Consider the following 21,192-nt stretch of genomic DNA (forward strand, 5'->3'; position numbering starts at 1 on the left):
CCCTAGTACCCCAACAATAACCTAAAACGCCATGTTAGTCGATAAATCAGAGAAAATCCACACGGATTCTCGAACCCCCAAGTACATGCAAGTGGTCAATCTAATTCTAGATGATCTCGATAGTGGTAAACTGAAGATCGGAGATAGAATTCCTTCTATCAATGAAACCAGTTTTGACTTTTTGCTCTCAAGGGATACCGTAGAAAAAGCCTATAATGAACTCCGGGATAGAGGAATTATAACTTCTGTGAGAGGCAAGGGTTTCTATGTTAATTCGACTAACATGGCTAATAAATTAAAGGTATTGTTGATATTCAATAAGCTGAGTTCGTATAAGAAAATCATCTATTATTCTATTATAGAGACTTTGGGAAATCAAGCGACAGTGGATCTTCAAATCCATCATTATAACCGCACCATTTTCGAAAACTTATTAGAACGAAACTTGGGAAACTACAACTACTATGTTTTAGCGCCGCATTTCTTTGATGACAACAATCATCCGGAAACCTGCTATGACTTGATTCAGCAAATCCCAAAAGATAAGCTTTTGATAATGGACCGTGATGTAAAAAATCATGAAAATGAATTCCCGGGAGTTTATCAGGATTTTGCCAGAGACATATTTGAAGCTCTGGAATCCGGTATTATTCACTTAAGAAAATATTCCAGATTAATTCTGGTGTTTCCTAAAGGAGACATGTATCCTGTAGAGATAATAGATGGTTTTAAACGTTTCTGCTATTTCCACAATTTCAACAATCTCATCCTAGATGGAATCGATGACGAACCTCTATATGAAGGAGATTCTTTTATCGTCTTAGCTGAAACTGACCTTGCCAACATTGTAAAAAAATCGCGGGAACAACAGTTACAACTAGGAAGCGACATAGGGATTATTTCTTATAATGAGACTCCCCTTAAAGAGATATTAGCAGAAGGAATCACCACCATTTCTACTGATTTTATGCAAATGGGGAATACAATCGCAAACCAAATCCTAGGTGCAGAGGACAGAATCCCTTTGAAAAGTCCATTCAAAATGATCATTCGAAAATCGCTTTGAAAGCGTAGCTATGAGTAAAATTCCAGTAACGGCTGTTTTTGATATCGGCAAGACTAATAAAAAGTTTTTTCTTTTTGATGAAAATTTAACCGAAGTACACAGTTCATATATTCGTCTGGATGCTATTCCAGATGAAGATGATTTTCCTAGTGAGCCCTTGGCACCACTTGAAGAGTGGATGATAAAGACCTTTAGGCAGGCGTTGAAATCAGAAGAATATCAGATCAAACGACTCAATTTCTCCTGTCATGGAGCTTCCTTTGTGCATACGGATGAAAAAGGAATTCCCGCAACTCCTCTTTATGACTACCTAAAGCCATTTCCAGATGAACTTCTTAAAAAGTTCTATGAAGAAAATGGTGGGAAAATGAACTTTTGCAGGGCTACATCCTCACCACCCTTAGCCATGCTAAACTCTGGTTTACAGCTGTATTTCATCAAGCACGAAAAACCAGAATTCTTTGAAAGAATCAAACATTCATTTCATTTCCCTCAATACTTAAGTTTCTTATTTACTGGAGAAATGGTATCGGATTACACGAGTATTGGGTGCCATACTGGGCTGTGGGATTATGAAGCGAACGATTACCATGCCTGGGTAGATCGGGAAGGAATCAGAAAGTTACTTCCTCCCATAGTACCTGGAAATACGCTTCTGAAGACTAAACCTGAACTTGGAAATATCCCCTGTGGCATAGGTGTGCATGACTCTTCTTCAGCATTGCTGCCATATATCAAGCAAGAAATAGAACCATTTGCTCTGCTTTCAACAGGTACTTGGGCTATTTGTATCAATCCATTCAACAAAACTAAACTCACCAAAAAAGAGCTTAAGCGGGATTGCCTACAGTTTTTAAGCATCAAAGGTGAACCGATCAAAATATCAAGACTTTTCATAGGTGAGGAGCATAAGTATCAGGTAGAAAAGCTCTATGAATACTTCCAAATGCCACTGGGTACTTACAAAAAATTAAAATTTAATTCTACCCTCTTTGAAAAAGTGAAGGGCTATACAGCTAAGCGAATTCATTTTCAATACCTAAAACCTAAGCATTATGGTTTGGATCAAGCAAAGGAAAATGATTGGTCTGTTTTCGCTGAATTCAATGAAGCCTATTATACGTTTATTCATGAACTAACAGATCTGCAAGCAGCGGCTATTAAGTTAGTCACAGACAATGCTCCTGTTGATAGGCTATTCATAGATGGAGGCTTCAATGCAAACGATATTTTTGTGGAGATGCTGCAGATTAAACTACCTGAATTAAAGATCATTCCAAGTGACTTCCCAAATGGATCTGCATTAGGTGCAGCTATGCTGGTTTCATTGGAATAGAAGGCTTAATTTACATTTCAAATGAAAAATAACGTACCACATATAGGCCTGTTTATTCCTTGCTACATTGATCAGTTTTATCCCAATGTCGCAATAGCGACGTTAGAATTATTGGAAAAATTAGGCTGTAAAGTAACTTACCCCTTAGGGCAAACGTGTTGTGGACAGCCCATGGCTAACTCCGGTTTTGAGGCTGACACAGAAGGCACCACCTCCAAATTTATCAGGGATTTTGCTGCATTCGATTACATCGTTGCTCCTTCAGGAAGCTGTGTTTTGCATGTAAAAGACCATTCACCAAAGATTAATAACCTTCAAAAAAACCAGGAACACGTACAATCAAACATCTATGAACTAAGTGAATTCATCACTGATGTTCTCAAAGTGGATTCTATCAAAGGTAGCTTTCCGCATAAGATTGGCTTTCATGCTTCCTGTCATGGACTTCGAGGATTAAGATTGGCCAGCGATTCTGAAAGAAATGAACCTAAATTCAATAAAACACTGCAACTGATGAGAGATCTGGAGGGAATGGAAGTAGTAGAACTTACCCGCAAAGATGAATGCTGTGGGTTCGGAGGAACTTTCGCTGTAAGCGAAGAAGCCATCTCAGTGCAAATGGGAAAGGATAGACTTGCCGATCATATGGACAAAGGAGTAGAAATCATAGTAGGTGGAGATATGTCCTGTATCATGCACATGAAGGGAATTGCAGCACGGGAACAGGCCCCGATTCAGCTTATGCATTTTGCAGAAATCCTAAACCAAGCCATCTCATGAGTCATCCAGAGAATGCCACGGTTTTTCTGAAAGATAAGGCGCGTGCCAAATGGCATGATGAAACACTTTGGATAGTACGTGAAAAACGTGACGCAACTATACATCAAATTCCCGAATGGGAGAAACTCCGGGAACTAGCTTCTCAAATAAAAGATCACACACTTTCCAAGCTTGATTTTTATCTGGAAGAGCTGGAGAAAAATGCCAGCGCAAATGGGATAAAAGTTCACTGGGCAGAAAATGCTGAGGAACATAATCAGATAGTTGCGAGCATATTAAAAGAAAAAAATTGCAAGGCGATAGTAAAGAGTAAATCTATCCTAACGGAGGAATGTCACTTGAATCCCTACCTGGAGGAAAGAGGCATTGAGGTGGTAGATACTGACTTGGGTGAGCGTATTATCCAATTTCTCAAGCAGCCACCAAGTCATATCGTAATGCCTGCTATTCACTTGAAAAAGTCCGATATCTCGGATATTTTTCACGAAAAACTGCATACTGAAAAAGGAAATGTGGACCCAGTATATCTGACTCATGCTGCCCGACTCCACCTGCGTGAAAAATTCCTCCAAGCCAAAGTGGCCATCACAGGGGTTAATTTCGCAGTTGCAGAGACTGGTGAGTTTGTCGTTTGCACCAATGAAGGTAACGCAGATATGGGTGTTCACTTGGCAGATACACACATTGCCTGCATGGGCATAGAGAAGCTAATCCCCCGCAGAAAAGACCTTGGCGTTTTCCTTAGACTCTTGGCAAGATCTGCCACTGGTCAGTCCATTACCAATTACAACTCGCATTTTAGAAGCCCTTCTCCCGGAAAGGAACTTCATTTGATTTTGGTGAATAATGGTAGGACAAAACAACTTGGAAGGGAGAAATTCAGAAATTCACTAAAATGCATACGCTGCGGAGCATGCATGAATACCTGCCCGATCTATCGTCGAAGTGGCGGATTTAGTTACGGAAGCACCGTTCCTGGACCTATTGGATCTATCCTTTCACCGGGAATAGACCTTAAGAAATACAGTACCTTACCTTTTGCCTCCACGCTTTGCGGAAGCTGCTCAGATGTGTGTCCGGTGAAAATCAACATTCACGAGCAACTCTACGAGTGGCGTCAAGAGATCACCAAAGCTCAAGGATCTTCCCTCAAAGGCCTATCTATGAAATTGGCAAATGGAATATTCAAAAGCCCCCTTGCATATAGGCTTTCAGGGAAAATGATGAGAGCTTCCTTAAAATCCCTTCCTGACAGTATCATTTACAATCCATTAAATGCATGGGGAAAAGGTAGAAATCTACCTGATTTGCCTGAAGAATCATTTAAAGCTTGGTACAAAAAGAATAGATCATGAGTAGTAGAGAATCCATATTGGCAGCTATAAAAGGACTAAAACTGGAAGAGAAACCGCTACCAGATATTCCGGATTTTGAGATTGCCGATGACCTCCTAGCAGCATTTACCAATTCTCTGAATGCTAATAAAGGAACCGTGGCGACCAAGGAAGAGGTTGAAAAATTGATTGAAGAAACTACATTTCTGAAAATTTACAGTGCTTCACCTGCATTTGAGCAATACAGCAATTGCCAAATACCGAAACATCCAGCCGACTTTGCTGACTTGGATCTGGCTATTATTGAAGGGCAATTCGCATCAGCTGAGAACGCAGCTATATGGCTGGATGAGAGTAATTTAGACCTTAGAGCTCTACCTTTTATCACAGCTCATTTAGTGATTGTGATCAAAAAAGAAAATATCCTTGGGAATATGCACCAAGCATATACTAGAATAGGATTGACCAATTCAGGCTTCGGGATATTCATAGCAGGACCATCGAAAACTGCAGATATAGAACAGTCACTCGTAGTTGGTGCTCATGGTGCGATGAGTCTTAGAGTGGTGATTCTCTAAGCAAGCTTTCTAGATAAAGTGAAGCAATTCTTGTAGTCATTACTGCTGGAATACTTCAATTCAAAATTGATTTTATCAGCAATTCTTTTGCAAAGCGGCAAGCCAACTCCAGTACCTTTTTCTTTTTTGGTACCGTATGAGGTCCTAGCTCTGAAAACAAATAAATTCTTTTGATCTGCTGCAGAAATCGTAACTCCCTGATTACACACTAACCAACTTATTTTATCTTCACTTATCCTGAGTTTGAGGTAAATAGTGGAATCTACAGGTGCGAATTTAATGGCGTTATCCATCAAATTTTTTAGGATAATTTTAATCTCGTTTATCTCCAAAGATATATTCCTGTCCTCCCCTTCTATTGAAAAATCTATAAGTTGGTTTTTCGCCTGGGCTTGCATTGCCATCATATCCTTCATCTCTTGAGTCAATTCACTCAAACTAATCTTATGAAGCTGTATTGGCGTATCTTCCAACTCTGTCATCACCCAACTTAATGTGTTATTGAGCACCTTATTCAGATGGTAGGTTTGCCCTTTCAAATTGTAAAGGATTTGCTCCATTTCTCCAGGCTCAAACGCATCCTTTTCTATTAGGCCTAGTGTAGTATGAAGCATTCCAATGGGGTTTTTCAAATCATGAGATAGCAACGCAATCAGCCTATTTTTCTGATCATTGAGCATTTTTACTTCTTCTAGGGAACTGTCCTGTCTCTCTTTGATTCGGTGGAGTAGATGACTTTGATTCAAATAGCTTTTTATAAAAAAGTGTATGACGGTAAAAACAAAGGCACTGATCCACAAAATTGCAAGCGTATGGTCAAAAAACTGATTCTCTACTCCATGATAATAATTCTCTACAATTATGTACCCTTTCACCTCCCCATAAAAAAGTATGAAAAACATGGAAAGTGAACCTAAATACCAAACCACTTTAAGCCAACCCTGAATCAGGAGGGAGGATACCACAAGCATTAAAAAAAAGGCGTATATCGTCGGTCCGTCATTCCCATCATTATATATAAAATTGATGCAAATGATTATATGGGCAATTATCAACAGGATATTCACGATCAGCTGCGACCTCCCGTATTTTGAAACTAAGTAATAGGAAATAATGAACGGAAGTGAAAATGCGATTTTAGAGAGATAAATTACGGGGGACATCCCAAGTAAAAAATCTGTGACGCCTAGAATCAATAACAGGTAAAAAGTTATTATGGCGAATATTTTTGCAATCTGTTCCTGGATATAATCAAGATTGGTGACATTCTCCTCAGTCAGCAATAATCCTTTTGTAATCAGCATAAAAATAGGTATAAACTAAATAGACTCGAAAATAATAAACTTTATCTTAGTTAAAGACTGGTCAATCCTAAATTAACCTCACTATCAAACTTTCTGATTTCTTTGGCAGTCATTAACTAGTGGAATGAAGTGCGATACGATTGCCTTCTGAGTCCAAAAAAACTCCCATATATCCATATTCCGGCGATATCATTCTTTTTTCGATCTGTACTTTACCTCCCGCTTCTTCTACTTTCTTCAATTCGATTGCCACATCTTCAGAAGAAAAATAAATAAGGGGACCGGCTAGTTCACTTGATTTGTAAAAATCTTTATGCAAAACTAAGCTTCCCCCAGCTCCAGAAGCCTCTCCTTCACCTGGAAACATAGCCATTTTGAAATCACCCATATCCATTTTATGAAGCGTGCAGCTAAATACCTTTTGATAAAAAGATATCGCTCTATCCATATCATTAACCGGGATTTCAAACCAGCCTACAGTAACTTTCTTCATAGTCTCGGAGATTTAATTTTTAATCACAACGTGGCTGAAAATCAATTCAGTGACAGGTTTCCATCACACTCTTGTCAACTTTATTGGGTAAGATTTTCCGGCATTCCACTGACATACATAAATATTCTCGTCCTGATCGACACATACGTCATGGCAATGCTTAAATATTGCTTCAGATTGTACCATTAGCTGTAGTTCACCATTTCGGTATTCAGGAGCTGTTCCGCCTGGATTAGATACGACCTTATTGTCTTTATCCAAGATAGTCACAAAACCAGAATCAGGTGTTTGCTCCAAATATCGAAGCCTAGACCAACAAACTCCAGCATAGAGATTGTCCCCATGAATCACAGGTCTGCAAACAAAAGCACCAGGCAAGAAAATCGTTTCCATATACTCCCCATCCATGGTGAATCGTTTAAAGGAATTATGTCCACGGGAGGTGCAAAGTAAAGTAGGCGTCTTGCCTCCTCGTTGATCTACTGTAATACCATGTGCGGTGCTAAATTGCGCGTCACCAGATCCGCTACCACCGAATTTGCGGATGAACTTGCCATTTTTATCGTAGTGTAGAAAAAACTGAGAACCATAGCCGTCCGCTATATACAAGTCGCCGTTCGGAGCAACTGTAGTTTCTGTAGGCACAAAAGACATTTTCTCAGTATAAATCCCTTCGCTTAAAGGTGGGGCTATTTCCGTGACAATGGTGCCATCGAGCGTAGTTTTTACTACTCTTCCTGCATTATCAGAAATCCATAGGTATTCTGCATCTCCCTCATCTACCAAAGTCAGGCCATGAGCCCGATCCATTCCTAGGGTCCAGGCTTTAATGAATTTTCCAGATTGGTCATAAATAATCACATTGTTTTTAGGCTCATCAGTGACCATAATCATCCGTCCTTTCCGATCCATCACCATTTCATGGCAATTGTTCACCGGTACTTTGGCTGGATCGAGCATGCCCCACTTGGCATCTACTTGATATTTAAAATCGCCGTGACCTATTACTGCATCTGGTCTTTTGGCAAAGGAAAATGAAGGGGAAATTGACATTGCTAATCCTATCAGGGAGGTATTTTGAATAAACTTTCTTCTATTGGAATTCATGAGTATAGGCTAAGGCTTCAATTTAAGTATTCTCTCGGAAACTAAATAAAATTATATATTTTAGGTCAAGACTAAATTAAATACAAATGAATAACTATTTAAAAGTAATCTCAATCACCCTACTAGTTGCACTACCCTTTTTCAAATCTCATGGGCAAGAAATAGCATTACAGCTGTATTCCTTGCGCAATGAAATGAAAATTGACCCTGTAAAATACCATGAGCGTATTGCTGAATGGGGTATCTCTGCGCTCGAAGGCGGTGGCACTTATGGAATGACGGATACAGAATATTCAAAACTACTAGCCGATAATAACCTCAGGGTAATCGGTGTAGGTGCAGAATACCTCCAACTCACCAAAAACTTACAGCCTATACTACACAAGGCGAAAAAATACGGAGCAAAATATGCGATCTGCTACTGGATTCCTCATGCGGAAGGTCCTATTTCTATGGAGGAAATTAAAATTGCAACTGCTCTTTTCAATGCCGTAGGTGCAGAATTGAAGAAAGAAGGAATAACTTTCCTTTATCACCCGCATGGATATGAATTTGCCAAGGATCGAAATAAGGTCAGATTCAATTACATGCTGGAAAACGCCAAAAATTTTGCCTTTAACATGGATGTGTACTGGGTAAAAATGGGCGGTGGAGATCCACTGAAAATCATGAAAAAATACCCTGGAAAATTCCCGATTCTACACCTCAAAGATCGTAGAAAAGGAACACTTGGATCTAAAAATGGTCAAGGCGATGTGGAAACCAATGTAATTCTCGGTACAGGAGATATAGATATTGCCGGAATCATCAAGGAAGCTAAAAAACAAGGTACCGAATACTTAACAATAGAAGATGAAAGTTCCAGATCCGTCACCCAAATCCCATTAAGTGTAGCATTTATCAAAAGAGAACTGGAGAAAAGCAACTAGCCCTCGAAGAGCAGATACATCAACTAGTGAGAATGTGATTGGTTCGTAAAAGGTGGTAAGTTTTGTTAGAAGTAAAAGGTGAAAAGTGTCCGAGCCTAGACTAACACAAAAAAAACAGGGGTTTCTTTTCATTTTCTGTTTTCTTTACCCTGAAAATTTACTTTGATTTCAATTGCACACATGAATGATTATCAGGTTGCGGTCATAGGCAGTGGGCCATCGGGCGCTATGGCAGCCTATTATTTAGCCGAAAAAGGTATTTCCACAGTTATCCTAGAGAAAGAAACCTTACCTAGGTATAAAACCTGTGGAGGAGGATTGGTTTTCAGAGGTAGACGCAAATTACCCTTTGATATTTCATCTGTGGTAGACCGAGAATACGACCGAATGAAGGTCTACATGGCGGGTGAATCAAAAGTACTTACCACAGTGCGGGACGTTCCGGTGATCAGCATGGTGATGCGGGACAAGTTTGATAATTTCCTGATCGAAAAAGCGAAAGAAGCCGGGGCAACTCTTAAGCAAAATCATAAGCTAACTTCTATTACTTTTGGTGAAAACCCCATCCTTCACACCAGTCAAGGAGATATTCAGGTTAGGCTGATAATTGCGGCAGATGGAGCGCTCAGTCCTACTGCCAAACTCGCCGGCTGGGAAGAAACCCGTAAACTTATCCCTGCGCTAGAATACGAAGTTGAAGTAAGTCCTGCAGATTTCGAGCGATTGTCAAAGGAAGTGCGCTTTGATATGGATAGTGTTCCTCATGGATACGCTTGGAGCTTTCCCAAGGAAAATCACCTTTCTCTAGGCATTGCTTCTACCCGAAGGAAGAGAATTGATCTCAAAGCGTATTACAAAAAATACCTGGATCTGTTGGAGATTAAGGAAGTCATCAGCGAAAAAGCACATGGGTTTCAGATCCCCATTACTCCCAGAACTGATGGTTTTTATAGAAAAAATGTCTTGCTGATTGGAGATGCTGCAGGTTTCGCAGATCCAGTGACCGCAGAAGGAATCTCGAATGCGCTTTGGAGTGGGCAATTAGCTGCTGAAGCAATTATAGAATCTGAGCTAAATCCAGAAAGGGCTGGCAGCATTTACCAGCAAAAACTGGAAAAAGAGATGCTTCCTGAGATCAGAACATCCCAAACAGCAGCCAAATGGTTCTACAGCTACCGGATCATCCGAAATATGCTCTTGAGAAAATATGGAGATTATGCCATCAACTTCATGACTGACATCTACATCGGTAACAGAACTTATCCAAAAGATCTGATGAAGACCATCAAAAATAAAATTCTTGAGATCAAAAACCCATTAGCGTAAAGGGGCCATTTTAATTGAAGTAGAAAAGTTGAAATCCCGACCTTACTATTTGCCTTCAAGCCAAGAATTTTGAATAGAACTCTGCAGGGAATCAAGGTTATTCATTCTGGAAATAGTGAATTTAGCTGCTTCGGTTCCTGTCTTATTTTCCTTAATTTCTAGGCCAGCATATCCTAAAAAAGTATCGTAATCCAGCTCCTTCGTGGTGTACACATATTCAAAAATCTCAGTCAAGGGAATTCCAGCCATTTCTTCACAGGTTTGCTGAAACTCTGCATCTGTAAATCCCCTGCCTAGATTTTGATAATAATGGGTGTAAAGTCTTCGCATGACATCATCCAAAGAAAGCTTATTTTCAGAGGCATTTCTGATTGCGAAATCAAGCAGCATACCCACCACAGGTCCTTTCGCATAATAAGAAATAGAACGGTCTGGACCCTTAGCCATCGTGCCAAAAGGTCCATCGCCCCAAGTAGCAAAACTTGCTTCCACTAATGATTGATGAACTTTTCCGGGATCATTTTCAAATTCATTGATATTACTTTCCAGGTTTTCGAAAAGCTCTTTTTCACTCATCAATCCACCTCTAAGTGTCACCAAATACTCATAGTAAACAGATAGCCCTTCGCTCACCCAAAGCAAGTTTGTCTTAGTGCCTTTGTCATAGTCAAATGGTCCCAATTCAAAAGGACGGATACGCTTAACATTGTAATGATGAAAATACTCGTGTGCGAGAAAATTCATCATTCTGAGCACACCTTCCTTATCCTCCATCTGCTTGCCATCGAAGCTGACTGTAGTATTATTTAGATGCTCAATACCTCCTCTTCCTGGACCTATTGCTATAAAAGTATATTCCTCAAAAGGTATGTCACGCATAATCTCCACGGACGATTCTACCACCTTTTTGAGATTTTGCATAAACGCCACTCGATCAAATTCACCCATTTCATAGCCAATAAACCTATGTTTCACGCCTTTAACTTCGAATGATGGCAACTCTTCCAACTCCCCGATCAAGAATGGACTGTCATATAAAACATCAAAATCCTCAGCGAAATAGGTCCTTTTATCATCAGAAATTTGCTTGAGTCCAGTGGCTACATCGGCCCATCGATCTACATCAACAGTAACGCTTACTGGTCTATTGATTTCTCCTTCCAAATACATAAACAAACCTGCCGGTATTAAATACGCATGGGTAGAATCAACCAAACTATTGGCAACAAACTTCTTATCCGCTTTCACTTCATAGCTCAGCATAATCTCAGAATTTTTGTCTGACTTCAATTGCCAAGTATTGGAATTGAGTTCGGTAATCGGGATTTCAGTACCATCTTCCCCTTTTGCAATGACATTGGAAACCTGCTCAGAATAATTCATCAATTGATAATAGCCTGGCATCCAATTAGGCATTTTGAGTGTTACTGTGTCATTCTCTCCCACCCATACATTCAGATTTACCTGAATTTTCTGATTCTGCGGATCATCGATTGATACTCGGTAGTGAAAATTAGGAGCTACTTGCTGTGAAAAAAGTAAATCCCCGCTTCTTGCAAATAAAATCAAAACAAGAAGTAGAATACACTTAGGACTAGAACACGTCATAAAAGATCAAAATTTAAGGAATGGTCAAAGATAAAATAAATGACTGTTTAGAGATGGGAAATACTTCTTAGATTGCTCTATAATCAATATCATTTATCTCACTTATGAAAAACAACAAACTCTTTTTATCGGCATTTGCCTTGATTCTCTTTTTCTCAGTTTCAAACACCTCTTTTGCGCAGCTACAAGCACCAGCACCTAGTCCAGCAGCTTACGTTTCCCAAAATGTGGGATTCACCAAAATCAGCATTGATTACTCCTCTCCTGCTGTCAAAGGCAGAAAAGTTTTTGGTGAACTTGAAAAATATGGCGTTACCTGGAGAGCTGGCGCAAATGGCCCAACCATCATAGAATTCAGTACAGGAGTAAACATTGCAGGTAAAAACCTAGCTGCAGGCAAATATTCGTTATTCATCACACCACAAGCTTCTGGTGACTGGACCGTGCACTTGAATGGAAAAGCCAATGCGGTTTTTGCTTACATGAAAGATGGTAAAATCGACGAGGAAGCAATGGCAAAAGACGATGCGGTGGCGATCAAAGTGACGCCGATTACAGCTCCTGAAACCTTCGAAAGACTGGCATACTTCATCTCTGCTGAAGACAATAAAGTAGCTACGGTAACCTTCATGTGGGCAGATGTGATGCTATGGTTTGAAGTAGATACCCAAGTGGATCAGAAGCTAGAGCAATTCAAAGGCGTTTTCTAACTTTCAGCAAACTTCAAATTTTATAAGGCCCGTATCAATTCCGGGCTTTTTTTGATTAAGACAATTCTACTTAAGTTGCATGTAGGATTTTATTAGAGTCAGCCCACTTAACCTTCGTAGATCCATGGTATTTAATCCAAAACTTATTTTTCATCTGATCCTTGGTATTGGACTTCTGCTTTTACAATCCTGCAAGCCAGAAACCAAAGAAATCACCAAGCCAAATATCGTCCTCATCGTGTCAGATGATCAAGGTTGGGGTGACTTGGGAATCAATGGAAATCCAAACGTACATACGCCCAATATTGACAAGCTGGCTGAAAATGGAGTGCAATTCAGTAGATTCTACGTAAACCCAGTTTGCTCTCCTACCCGAGCGGAGATTTTGACCGGCAGATATCATCCTCGTGGCGGAGTATATTCTACATCCAGAGGTGGTGAGCGATTGGATCTGGACGAAAAAACCATTGCGGATATCTTCCAATCAAATGGGTATAATACGGCTGCATTTGGCAAATGGCACAATGGCTCCCAACCTCCTTATCACCCAAATAACAGAGGCTTTGAAGAGTACTATGGCTTTGCCTCCGGCCATTGGGGCAATTACTTCAGCCCTATGCTGGAGCACAACGGTGAGGTAACCCAAGGTAATGGGTTTATCATCGATGACCTCACCGATCATGCGATGGAATACATGGAGAAAAACACAGATCAACCTTTCTTTGTTTACTTGGCATACAATACTCCACATAGTCCTATGCAGGTTCCTGATGTCTGGTGGGACAAATACAAGGATGCAGCTATAGATACTACTCATCGCTATGCCGATAAAGAAAAGATGGATAAAACACGAGCTGCTTATGCACTATGTGAAAACCTGGACTGGAATGTTGGCAGAGTTGTAGACAAACTCGATAGTCTGAAGCTTTTGGAAAACACGATCGTGATCTATATGTCTGACAATGGACCAAATGGCTGGAGATGGAATGATGGGCTGAAGGGCATCAAAGGCAGCACAGACGAAGGCGGCGTACGTTCTCCTTTTATCATGTATTGGAAGGAGCATCTCAAGCCGCAAATTATCTCCCAGATTGCCAGCACGATTGATATTTTGCCTTCACTGATGGACATGGCAGGAATCATAAATCCCTTCGAAAAGCCTCTTGATGGCGTAAGCTTGAAGCCTTTGCTAACGGGGTCTCAGGAAGAATGGAAGGCCCGAAATGTGTATAGCCATTGGAATGGAAGAGTCAGTGTCCGAAACCAAAACTTTATCTTGGATAGCGATAATCAGTTGTATGACTTAAAAGCAGACCCAGGACAGCATCAGCCTATTGCTCAGGCTACATCTGCTGCTTTTACAGAATTATCCAAGGCAAAAGAAGAGTGGATCAATTCCGTGTTATCAGAGCTTGATCGCGACAGGCAGGAGATATTTCCCGTAGGATACAAAGACAGCAAGTACACACTTCTACCAGCCCGAGATGGGATTCCCCATGGAGGCATAGCGCGGTCCAGCATTCATCCCAATTCCTCCTTTTTCACCAATTGGACATCCACTACCGATAGCGTCACCTGGGATACTGATATTCTGACTTCAGGGAAGTACAAAGCAACTGTTTATTATACCTGTAAGCCTTCAGCAGTAGGTGCTACGCTAAAACTGAAACAGGGAGCAAATGAAGTCAGCACTCCCATCAATGAAGCCCATGATTCAGACTACTTAGCCGTGGAATATGATCGTTCTCCTCGGGATGAATCCTATGAGAAGGATTACAAACCTTTGGAAATCGGAGTAATTCAATTGGATAAAGGCCATCATCCTATTACTATGAAAGCTTCAGAAATTAAAGGCCCGGAATTTATTGAGGTTAGGTTGCTGGTCTTGGAGAGAATTGATTAAATCCAAACCTCCTTCATTAAGTTTTTCAGTCTCTAATTCCTATCTAAATCACGAGAGGTCAAAAATTCTTCTAACTCACCATTAAAACCTAAATGGAACTTTTAGATTCGTTGCAATCGGCTGATTGTCGTCAACTTGGGCAGGGATAAACTTCGGCAAGGAACTCATCACCCGTATGGCTTCTACTTCCAACGCTTCGCCATTTTCAACCGTTTCCAAAACCTCCACATTACTCACATCTCCATTTTCATCTATACGCACATTCAGAAGTATCCGGCCTTTTGTCTCTGACTTTGGAGCTTTAAGATTTTCACTGATATGCTGTGAAATTTTAGCGTAGGTGCATTTTTCAATCTCCTGAGACGTACCCGAATCCTCACAGCCAAATGCTATGAATCCTCGTTCATTCGGCTTTCGATTTGGTTTGATGTAGGAAAAAGGTTGACCATTTACATTTAGCCCAATCATTCCTAAGCCTTTTTTGTAATACAAATTATAGACTGTCCCTTCCCGTTCTGAACTTTCCGTTTTCACTTCCAAGAGATCTGAAAATTCACAAAATGGAGTCGAATACGTGCTAGTCAAACTCACCACTTCATAGCTCCAGACCTGATCGCTACTTTTCCATTTTGTACCTACTTCTGGATTAGAAGGCAACTCCATGGATTGCCTGTTTTTCTCCTGATTCAAACTAAAAACGGCCTCATCCTCAGTACGCCAATACTTAGTTTTCACATCACCATTTGAATAGGATTGAGTTTCCACTAAAAAATATTTACCCTCAAACTCTACGCTATCCCCAGCGAAAGTCGAAACATAGGAATTGTTTCCATAGCTAAGGTTTTTCTTCAACCCTACCTCCATAGGCCAATAGGCACCGGAAGCATTCTCAAAGCAGTTACTTTCCTGTCCAAAAAGATGAATAATAGACAGGAAAAAGATAGAAATTGAGAGTGGGCACTTCATTGATTTGAATCTCATAGGTAACGACATTTCTGAGCTAAAAATACTGCTATTTTTGAATGGGAAAGAAACTAGATATAAATCCCCCAGCCGTGGTCTGTGTCTCACAGACCACTTCGTTCACAAATCATTTCGGTCTGTGAGACACAGACCGAGGCGATGGCTATTAGTTGATAGCGCTCAAGGATAAAGCAAATACTTTTCTCGCATTTTCTTGTAGGCAGTAAGCTCTGGTTCCCAGCCTGCTCGAATCACTTCCATAGGAACGCCATCAATGATTTGCTGTCTAAAATCTCCCCTACCTATCTGCATTTCGATGGTATTCATCTGGTTGCTGAGCTTAGAATCAAAAAACTTTTCCTTCTCTGGGCTAGCTTTATAAAGCTCACGGATCCATTCAAAATTGATTTGTCCGCTAGCTCTTAATTTTTCAGTGTCATATTCCCGCAGATCAATTCCATAGCAAACCTGATCCATAAAAAGTGGGGTTTCAGCCATGCCTTTGATACCTGTTGGGGTGAAGCTGAACTCGTAGATTCCCTTGTAAGCAGGACTTCCCAACACGGTAAAAGGAAAATAAGTACCGCGTCCAAGATTGATGTACGTTCCTTCAAACATGCAAAGGCTAGGATAAAGCAAGACCGACTGCGGAGTATTCAAGTTTGGCGAAGGAGACACCGGTAAATCGTACCGCATATCATGCGCATAATTTGCGACAGGAATTACCTGTATATCCGCTTTCACCTTGTTTGCCAACCAACCTTCTCCATTGGCCATCATCGCAAACTCTCCTACGGTAAGACCATGAGCCATAGGAATAGGAAACATCCCGATTCCTGATTTGTAGTTCATATCCAGCACCGGACCATCGATCAAATACCCGTTTGGATTTGGCCTGTCCAGGATAATCAAGCGCTTACCATTTTCCTGACAAGCTTCCATGAGCCGAGCCAAGGCATTGATATTGGTGTAAAATCGTACTCCCACATCCTGCAAGTCATAGATCAGAATATCCACATCTGCCAAATCCTCCTTGCTAGGTTTGCTTTTTCTACCATAAAGGGAAATTATAGGAATCCCTGTTCGCTCATCTTTCTCATCACTCACTTTTGCGCCAGCACTGGCATTACCTCTGAATCCATGCTCCGGACCAAAAACTTTTACAATGTTAATCCCCAAGGTTTGCAGACTATCCACTAGGTGGGTTTTGCCTATGATGGAGGTTTGGTTGGCCAGTACAGCTACCCGTTTGCCTTTCAAAAGCGGCAGGTACAATTCCGTTTGATCCGCTCCGGTTTTGATTTCTTGATCGGTTCCTTTGGCTTGCTCTGCAGGAAGTTTTGTGGTGCAAAAACAAAGGAGTATGCTTAGCGCAAAAAGTGAGATCGATTTCATGGGTTGGTTAAGTTTATTTCAGGATTTTTAAAAATACGTCATTGGGATGAACTAGGCAATTCAGATTATATAATGAGTCAGGCAGAGCGGAGTCAAAGGCGGTGTCAGACCTCCACTTTCTTATTATTGATAAAAACATATGTGTATCTGCTTAATTGTAAATACCTACTTTGAATTAAAGCTAGAAGTTCAAATTTGGCAATTCCCCCTTTCCAAAAGGGGACAAGGGGGATTATTTCAGGCTAGAACCAGACAAAATTTCTCCACCATGATCTGTGTCCCACAGACCACTTTCAGTTTAGTTTATTTCAGTTCGTCCTGTGGTGATCCGCCACGGCGGACAGGCACAGACCGAGGTATATAAAAACCTAACCACCCAACCTCCTGGTCACCACTTTATCAATTGCTTCAAAAAGCTGTTTGGGGTGACGGGTTCGCCAACTCACATCGTTTAACTTCACTCCCATGACCAAGTACCGGTCTACACCAAACCTGCTCATTTCAGACAGGACATGATCCTGCAGGTTAAGCATGACGATCCAACCTTCTTCTAATTCATCTTGCCATTCCTCGTAGTAATCATCAGCCTCCAGATCCCCGTGGAAATTCAGCACATTCTCACAAATCAGTATGTATTTATTGATGCCCTCTGCGATCATCAATTCTATGATATTCCGCTTCAAGGTCATGATGTTATTGTTCAGCAGGTCATTCCACTCACCAATAAATTCAATCACAGCAAAACCAAGGTTATAGTCTGCATAGAGAACTTTCAGAAAAAGCGTCTCAGACTCCATACTATCCCACTGTGGGTGAATCAGAAAATTATAGATCTGATCCGTAAAGTGAATCTCACTGTTCTGATATTCAAAAAACGGAGATTGAGGATCCTCCGCAGCGATGTAAAGATGTCTCCAGTTATAATATGGCTCAAGCGTATGCATGGTAGTTAAACAGAACTGACTTAGGCAAAGTTGCAGTTGATCCCTCCATTTACACTTCCCACCCCGTGGTCTGTGTCTCACAGACCACTTTCATTCCCCATGGTCTGTGTCCCACAGCCTCTTTTTTTTTCAGTTTATGTCGTTTCGCTCTTCCAATATAGTTTATTTCGGTCTGTGGTGATCCGCCATGGCAGACAGGCACAGACCTAGGTGGAGGAAGCCTTGAACCAAGAATCTTGAAAGGCCTAAGCACCTACTTTTGTGCCAACGGCACATCCAGTATCAGCCCTGAATACAGCGAAGCGAAATTCAGGGAGAGTGAAATTGATGTTGAAGCCATGAGTGCCAAAGGCACGATCTGTATCCCGTGGTCTGTGTACTACAGACCGTGGTGAGCAAGGAGTAAGGTGGTGTTAACCTTCCTTATCTATACATGTATCTTTTAATGCTTTCAGATAGCCTAAAAGCATTAGGAAATAAAAAAACTGCTTTTCGTTTTCAGGGTAAATGATATCTTTAGGAATCAGTTTTTATCAATTACCCGAAGATGCCTCTTTTTTATACATCAATTGCTGAAAAACCTTTCAGATCCCTGACCGAAATCAATCGCATCGATGCCGAAATCGACGCTTTGGTGTATGAGTTATATGGATTTACTGAGGAGGAGATTAGGATAGTGGAAGGGGGTGAGTAATATATAATTTTAATTTATCATTTTTGATTTATCATTCAGGAGTTAAATTTCGCTAAAAATTAATATAGATTTTTTATTATATGAAAAAATTATTTGGAATTGCATCGCTCATAATTTCAATTCTCACATTCATCATTTTGGTTCTTTCATATTTTAAAGAATTAGATTCGAAGGAACTAACATTAAGCAAAGATTATCAAGATATTTATATATCTGATATTGAGGATTATATAAGATTTTATGATTCATTGGGTGAAAATGAATATTTAAACTTAATGCCGTCACAAATAAAATTAGAAATTCCACCATACAGTCCAAATAAAATATCTATATCGGAATGGGTTATAAAAAATACTGGGCATATTCCAATAAAAAACGATAAAAAATCTAACTTAATTAAGATACAACTTCCATTGGAAAGTAAAATTTATTCTGTTTTATTAGAAGGGTCTTACTTATCTGAAGATCCAAAAGAATTGCAAGTTGATACTTTAGATAATTCTGTCACAATAGATGAATTTCTGTTAAATAAAGGTGATGAACTTTGGATTACCATTATACATGAGTTCCCTAATGCCAAACCGTATAACCTTAATCCACTTTTTATCTATAAAGGTGAAGGGATTACAGGATTTAAATCCTCAGATGAATGGGACCCGTTTAATTTGAATAAATATATTTATGTTTATACTAGTTTAAATGGGATTCAAATTTTAATCTTTTTTGTGCTCTCAGTTATTTTTTTTATTGTTGGTAGTTTTCGTGTAATTGTTTTTAAGTTTTCTAATAGGCGAAAATTATTGGAATTGATTTTTGTTTTCATTATTTCTATTTGTCTTGGGGAAATTTTGACATATTTATTATTTGGAAAAACTCTAAGCTTAGAAATCGCATCTATTCTATCAGTATTTGGAATCATTTATTATTTACGGTTGTACTTATTTTTAAAAAATAATTAATGTTGGATTCCTACCTCTGTATATTCTATTGCCTTTCTGTTTTGAGGTTTTATTGAGCCCCACTTAGACCGCGAAATTGACGCCCCACTGGGAATAGAAACTGTTACTAAGCGTAGATTGCATCTACGCTTAGTAACAGTTTCTAGCATTTGCAATTCCCGATATGTTCAACCCCTTTGGGGTTGCCATTTCCCATCACTATTTCACTTCCACGGGTTGCACCCGCGGTTATTGAAAAGTTGGACCACTACGTGGTCATAAGGTGAAAGCAAAAACTTACCTATTTAAATAATCCTGAAATGCATGCCCATTGCGGTTGAAATCTAATCTTTCAATAACCGTTCTGAACACATGATCCTGAAAGGATCAAACCTCTCAATAGCCATGGGTGCAATCCACGGTAAAAGAGCATCCAAATCCACCCCACGACCCCGAAGGTGGTCCAACTTTTTACATAATACCCATTGCCAATACCACCCAAATTCCCGAAATTCCAACACTCCACTAAGAGTAGAAACCTATACTAAGCGTAGATTGTATCTACGCTTTTTTATATTCTAGCATTTGCAATTCCCGATATGTTCAACCCCTTTGGGGTTGCCATTTCCCATCACTATTTCACTTCCACGGGTTGCACCCGCGGTTATTGAAAAGTTGGACCACTACGTGGTCATAAGGTGAAAGCAAAAACTTACCTATTTAAATAATCCTGAAATGCATGCCCATTGCGGTTGAAATCTAATCTTTCAATAACCGTTCTGAACACATGATCCTGAAAGGATCAAACCTCTCAATAGCCATGGGTGCAACCTACGGTAAAAGAGCATCCAAATCCACCCCAAGACCCCGAAGGTGGTCGAACTTTTACATAATACCCATTGCCAATACCACCCAAATTCCCGAAATTCCAACACTCCATTTTTCCACTAAATCCAGATTTTTATGAGCACTTACACACAGCTTATGTACCACATAGTTTTTTCCACCAAACACCGGGAACCCACACTTATCAAAGACGACAGACGCAGACTTTTTGCCTACATCCATCAACTCCTCACCAACAAAAATTGTCACCTATATCGGATCAATGGCGTGGAAGATCACCTACATATTTTAACCCATATCCATCCGACGATTGCGATTGCTAATCTGGTAAAAGACATCAAATTGGCCAGTGATGACTTGATAAAGGAGGAGAAGATTTTTCCTGATTTCCAGGGGTGGCAGGATGGCTATGGCGCATTTTCAGAAACTATAAAAGCCAAAGAAAGGCTAATGAAGTACATCAAAAACCAAGAGGAGCATCATCGTACCATTTCATTTGAAGATGAGTACAAATCCTTGTTGAATGAATATGAAATCAAATTTGATCCTAAATATCTATTGTGATTTTTACATTGCAAAAGGTTCACCCACTCCGTGGTCGTGCTTGTGAATTTAGAACTAAAAGCAAGACCCCCAATGGGGTCAAACCATTAATAACCATGGGTGCAACCCATGGTAAACGAATATCCCAAAGTGAACCCCACGACCCAGAATGGGTCGAACAATATCAGATTGAAACTCTTGACTATCACCTTCGATCTCCGAATTATCAGTTCAGAACACATACTTATCAGCTTAAAGCCGCTATGGATCAGAAAGAAGCACATAATTATCACCTCGGAATGAATAGCGAGCGGCTAATAGGCGATATTGAGCAGCTCTGATCAGATTTTGTGCTGCTTCGGGGGAATGGTCCTATAGATGAGACATTCCGGGTT

The 21,192-nt window shown here is 40.2% G+C and carries 20 protein-coding genes; 13 read left to right on the forward strand and 7 right to left on the reverse strand.

All coding sequences use genetic code 11. From position 1 onward, the window contains the following. Positions 1–31 precede the first annotated feature (31 nt). From QOL76_RS03070 to QOL76_RS03090, 5 genes are read left to right on the forward strand one after another with little or no spacing between them, the layout of a single operon-like run. The gene (locus QOL76_RS03070; RefSeq protein ID WP_283411556.1) at positions 32–1,066 is read left to right on the forward strand and encodes a GntR family transcriptional regulator; all 1,035 of its coding nucleotides are present in this window, start codon (positions 32–34) and stop codon (positions 1,064–1,066) included. A gap of 10 nt (positions 1,067–1,076) precedes the next feature. Further along, positions 1,077–2,402, forward strand: coding sequence for an FGGY-family carbohydrate kinase (locus tag QOL76_RS03075; protein ID WP_283411557.1), 1,326 nt, complete (start codon positions 1,077–1,079; stop codon positions 2,400–2,402). 21 nt (positions 2,403–2,423) lie between these two features. Continuing rightward, the gene (locus tag QOL76_RS03080; protein ID WP_283411558.1) at positions 2,424–3,182 is read left to right on the forward strand and encodes a (Fe-S)-binding protein; all 759 of its coding nucleotides are present in this window, start codon (positions 2,424–2,426) and stop codon (positions 3,180–3,182) included. Then, positions 3,179–4,537: a lactate utilization protein B gene (locus tag QOL76_RS03085; protein WP_283411559.1), complete on the forward strand. Its 1,359-nt coding sequence runs from the start codon at positions 3,179–3,181 to the stop codon at positions 4,535–4,537. The genes QOL76_RS03080 and QOL76_RS03085 overlap by 4 nt, the downstream gene beginning before the upstream one ends. Next, positions 4,534–5,094: a LutC/YkgG family protein gene (locus QOL76_RS03090; protein ID WP_283411560.1), complete on the forward strand. Its 561-nt coding sequence runs from the start codon at positions 4,534–4,536 to the stop codon at positions 5,092–5,094. Before QOL76_RS03085 ends, QOL76_RS03090 begins: the two co-directional genes overlap by 4 nt. Here QOL76_RS03090 and QOL76_RS03095 read toward each other — a convergent pair. From QOL76_RS03095 to QOL76_RS03105, 3 genes are all read right to left on the reverse strand, one after another. Then, positions 5,091–6,398, reverse strand: a complete 1,308-nt coding sequence (locus QOL76_RS03095) for a sensor histidine kinase (protein WP_283411561.1) — start codon at positions 6,396–6,398, stop codon at positions 5,091–5,093. The two genes, QOL76_RS03090 and QOL76_RS03095, sit on opposite strands and share 4 nt — an antisense overlap. A gap of 112 nt (positions 6,399–6,510) precedes the next feature. Then, on the reverse strand, positions 6,511–6,891 hold the full coding sequence (locus QOL76_RS03100) for a VOC family protein (protein WP_283411562.1): 381 nt from the start codon (positions 6,889–6,891) through the stop codon (positions 6,511–6,513). Positions 6,892–6,954: 63 nt separating this feature from the next. After that, positions 6,955–7,998: an NHL repeat-containing protein gene (locus QOL76_RS03105; protein ID WP_283411563.1), complete on the reverse strand. Its 1,044-nt coding sequence runs from the start codon at positions 7,996–7,998 to the stop codon at positions 6,955–6,957. Positions 7,999–8,084: 86 nt separating this feature from the next. On the opposite strand from QOL76_RS03105, the gene QOL76_RS03110 reads away from it, so the two are divergent. After that, the gene (locus QOL76_RS03110) at positions 8,085–8,927 is read left to right on the forward strand and encodes a sugar phosphate isomerase/epimerase family protein (RefSeq protein ID WP_283411564.1); all 843 of its coding nucleotides are present in this window, start codon (positions 8,085–8,087) and stop codon (positions 8,925–8,927) included. A gap of 180 nt (positions 8,928–9,107) precedes the next feature. After that, the gene (locus QOL76_RS03115) at positions 9,108–10,253 is read left to right on the forward strand and encodes a geranylgeranyl reductase family protein (RefSeq protein ID WP_283411565.1); all 1,146 of its coding nucleotides are present in this window, start codon (positions 9,108–9,110) and stop codon (positions 10,251–10,253) included. Between the two features lie 45 nt (positions 10,254–10,298). On the opposite strand, the gene QOL76_RS03120 is transcribed toward QOL76_RS03115, so the two are convergent. After that, positions 10,299–11,822, reverse strand: a complete 1,524-nt coding sequence (locus QOL76_RS03120) for a M61 family metallopeptidase (RefSeq protein ID WP_283411566.1) — start codon at positions 11,820–11,822, stop codon at positions 10,299–10,301. A gap of 143 nt (positions 11,823–11,965) precedes the next feature. On the opposite strand from QOL76_RS03120, the gene QOL76_RS03125 reads away from it, so the two are divergent. Next, the gene (locus tag QOL76_RS03125; RefSeq protein WP_283411567.1) at positions 11,966–12,571 is read left to right on the forward strand and encodes a DUF2911 domain-containing protein; all 606 of its coding nucleotides are present in this window, start codon (positions 11,966–11,968) and stop codon (positions 12,569–12,571) included. Between the two features lie 124 nt (positions 12,572–12,695). After that, entirely contained in the window at positions 12,696–14,474 is a 1,779-nt protein-coding gene (locus QOL76_RS03130; RefSeq protein ID WP_283411568.1) for an arylsulfatase, read from the forward strand. Positions 14,475–14,555: 81 nt separating this feature from the next. Here QOL76_RS03130 and QOL76_RS03135 read toward each other — a convergent pair whose 3' ends face one another. From QOL76_RS03135 to QOL76_RS03145, 3 genes are all read right to left on the reverse strand, one after another. Next, positions 14,556–15,455 (reverse strand): energy transducer TonB, encoded by a 900-nt coding sequence (locus QOL76_RS03135; RefSeq protein ID WP_283411569.1) that lies wholly within the window; start codon positions 15,453–15,455, stop codon positions 14,556–14,558. Positions 15,456–15,617: 162 nt separating this feature from the next. Next, positions 15,618–16,832: an exo-beta-N-acetylmuramidase NamZ family protein gene (locus QOL76_RS03140; RefSeq protein WP_283411570.1), complete on the reverse strand. Its 1,215-nt coding sequence runs from the start codon at positions 16,830–16,832 to the stop codon at positions 15,618–15,620. 368 nt (positions 16,833–17,200) lie between these two features. Next, positions 17,201–17,776, reverse strand: coding sequence for a hypothetical protein (locus QOL76_RS03145; protein WP_283411571.1), 576 nt, complete (start codon positions 17,774–17,776; stop codon positions 17,201–17,203). A gap of 547 nt (positions 17,777–18,323) precedes the next feature. On the opposite strand from QOL76_RS03145, the gene QOL76_RS03150 reads away from it, so the two are divergent. The 4 genes from QOL76_RS03150 to QOL76_RS03165 all read left to right on the forward strand — a co-directional run bounded on the left by QOL76_RS03150 (position 18,324) and on the right by QOL76_RS03165 (position 21,138). Continuing rightward, a complete protein-coding gene (locus QOL76_RS03150) occupies positions 18,324–18,470 on the forward strand; it encodes a hypothetical protein (RefSeq protein WP_283411572.1) in 147 nt (48 codons plus the stop codon). A gap of 80 nt (positions 18,471–18,550) precedes the next feature. Then, the gene (locus QOL76_RS03155; RefSeq protein WP_283411573.1) at positions 18,551–19,429 is read left to right on the forward strand and encodes a hypothetical protein; all 879 of its coding nucleotides are present in this window, start codon (positions 18,551–18,553) and stop codon (positions 19,427–19,429) included. Between the two features lie 942 nt (positions 19,430–20,371). Further along, positions 20,372–20,818 (forward strand): IS200/IS605 family transposase, encoded by a 447-nt coding sequence (gene tnpA, locus QOL76_RS03160; RefSeq protein WP_283411574.1) that lies wholly within the window; start codon positions 20,372–20,374, stop codon positions 20,816–20,818. A 95-nt stretch (positions 20,819–20,913) separates the two neighbouring features. After that, the gene (locus QOL76_RS03165) at positions 20,914–21,138 is read left to right on the forward strand and encodes a hypothetical protein (RefSeq protein ID WP_283411575.1); all 225 of its coding nucleotides are present in this window, start codon (positions 20,914–20,916) and stop codon (positions 21,136–21,138) included. The last annotated feature ends 54 nt before the right edge of the window (positions 21,139–21,192 follow it).

It is taken from the genome of Algoriphagus winogradskyi (assembly GCF_900182815.1).
GTDB lineage: Bacteria > Bacteroidota > Bacteroidia > Cytophagales > Cyclobacteriaceae > Algoriphagus > Algoriphagus winogradskyi.

What these genes read in the sequence shown, in the direction of transcription:
- QOL76_RS03125 (WP_283411567.1), top strand. Translation starts at nt 11,966, where the DNA reads ATGAAAAACAACAAACTCTTTTTATCGGCATTTGCCTTGATTCTCTTT.
- QOL76_RS03095 (WP_283411561.1), bottom strand. Translation starts at nt 6,398, where the DNA reads ATGCTGATTACAAAAGGATTATTGCTGACTGAGGAGAATGTCACCAAT.
- QOL76_RS03110 (WP_283411564.1), top strand. Translation starts at nt 8,085, where the DNA reads ATGAATAACTATTTAAAAGTAATCTCAATCACCCTACTAGTTGCACTA.
- QOL76_RS03080 (WP_283411558.1), top strand. Translation starts at nt 2,424, where the DNA reads ATGAAAAATAACGTACCACATATAGGCCTGTTTATTCCTTGCTACATT.
- QOL76_RS03075 (WP_283411557.1), top strand. Translation starts at nt 1,077, where the DNA reads ATGAGTAAAATTCCAGTAACGGCTGTTTTTGATATCGGCAAGACTAAT.
- tnpA (WP_283411574.1), top strand. Translation starts at nt 20,372, where the DNA reads ATGAGCACTTACACACAGCTTATGTACCACATAGTTTTTTCCACCAAA.
- QOL76_RS03165 (WP_283411575.1), top strand. Translation starts at nt 20,914, where the DNA reads ATGGGTGCAACCCATGGTAAACGAATATCCCAAAGTGAACCCCACGAC.
- QOL76_RS03090 (WP_283411560.1), top strand. Translation starts at nt 4,534, where the DNA reads ATGAGTAGTAGAGAATCCATATTGGCAGCTATAAAAGGACTAAAACTG.
- QOL76_RS03085 (WP_283411559.1), top strand. Translation starts at nt 3,179, where the DNA reads ATGAGTCATCCAGAGAATGCCACGGTTTTTCTGAAAGATAAGGCGCGT.
- QOL76_RS03070 (WP_283411556.1), top strand. Translation starts at nt 32, where the DNA reads ATGTTAGTCGATAAATCAGAGAAAATCCACACGGATTCTCGAACCCCC.
- QOL76_RS03145 (WP_283411571.1), bottom strand. Translation starts at nt 17,776, where the DNA reads ATGCATACGCTTGAGCCATATTATAACTGGAGACATCTTTACATCGCT.
- QOL76_RS03150 (WP_283411572.1), top strand. Translation starts at nt 18,324, where the DNA reads ATGCCTCTTTTTTATACATCAATTGCTGAAAAACCTTTCAGATCCCTG.
- QOL76_RS03105 (WP_283411563.1), bottom strand. Translation starts at nt 7,998, where the DNA reads ATGAATTCCAATAGAAGAAAGTTTATTCAAAATACCTCCCTGATAGGA.
- QOL76_RS03130 (WP_283411568.1), top strand. Translation starts at nt 12,696, where the DNA reads ATGGTATTTAATCCAAAACTTATTTTTCATCTGATCCTTGGTATTGGA.
- QOL76_RS03140 (WP_283411570.1), bottom strand. Translation starts at nt 16,832, where the DNA reads ATGAAATCGATCTCACTTTTTGCGCTAAGCATACTCCTTTGTTTTTGC.
- QOL76_RS03100 (WP_283411562.1), bottom strand. Translation starts at nt 6,891, where the DNA reads ATGAAGAAAGTTACTGTAGGCTGGTTTGAAATCCCGGTTAATGATATG.
- QOL76_RS03115 (WP_283411565.1), top strand. Translation starts at nt 9,108, where the DNA reads ATGAATGATTATCAGGTTGCGGTCATAGGCAGTGGGCCATCGGGCGCT.
- QOL76_RS03135 (WP_283411569.1), bottom strand. Translation starts at nt 15,455, where the DNA reads ATGAGATTCAAATCAATGAAGTGCCCACTCTCAATTTCTATCTTTTTC.
- QOL76_RS03155 (WP_283411573.1), top strand. Translation starts at nt 18,551, where the DNA reads ATGAAAAAATTATTTGGAATTGCATCGCTCATAATTTCAATTCTCACA.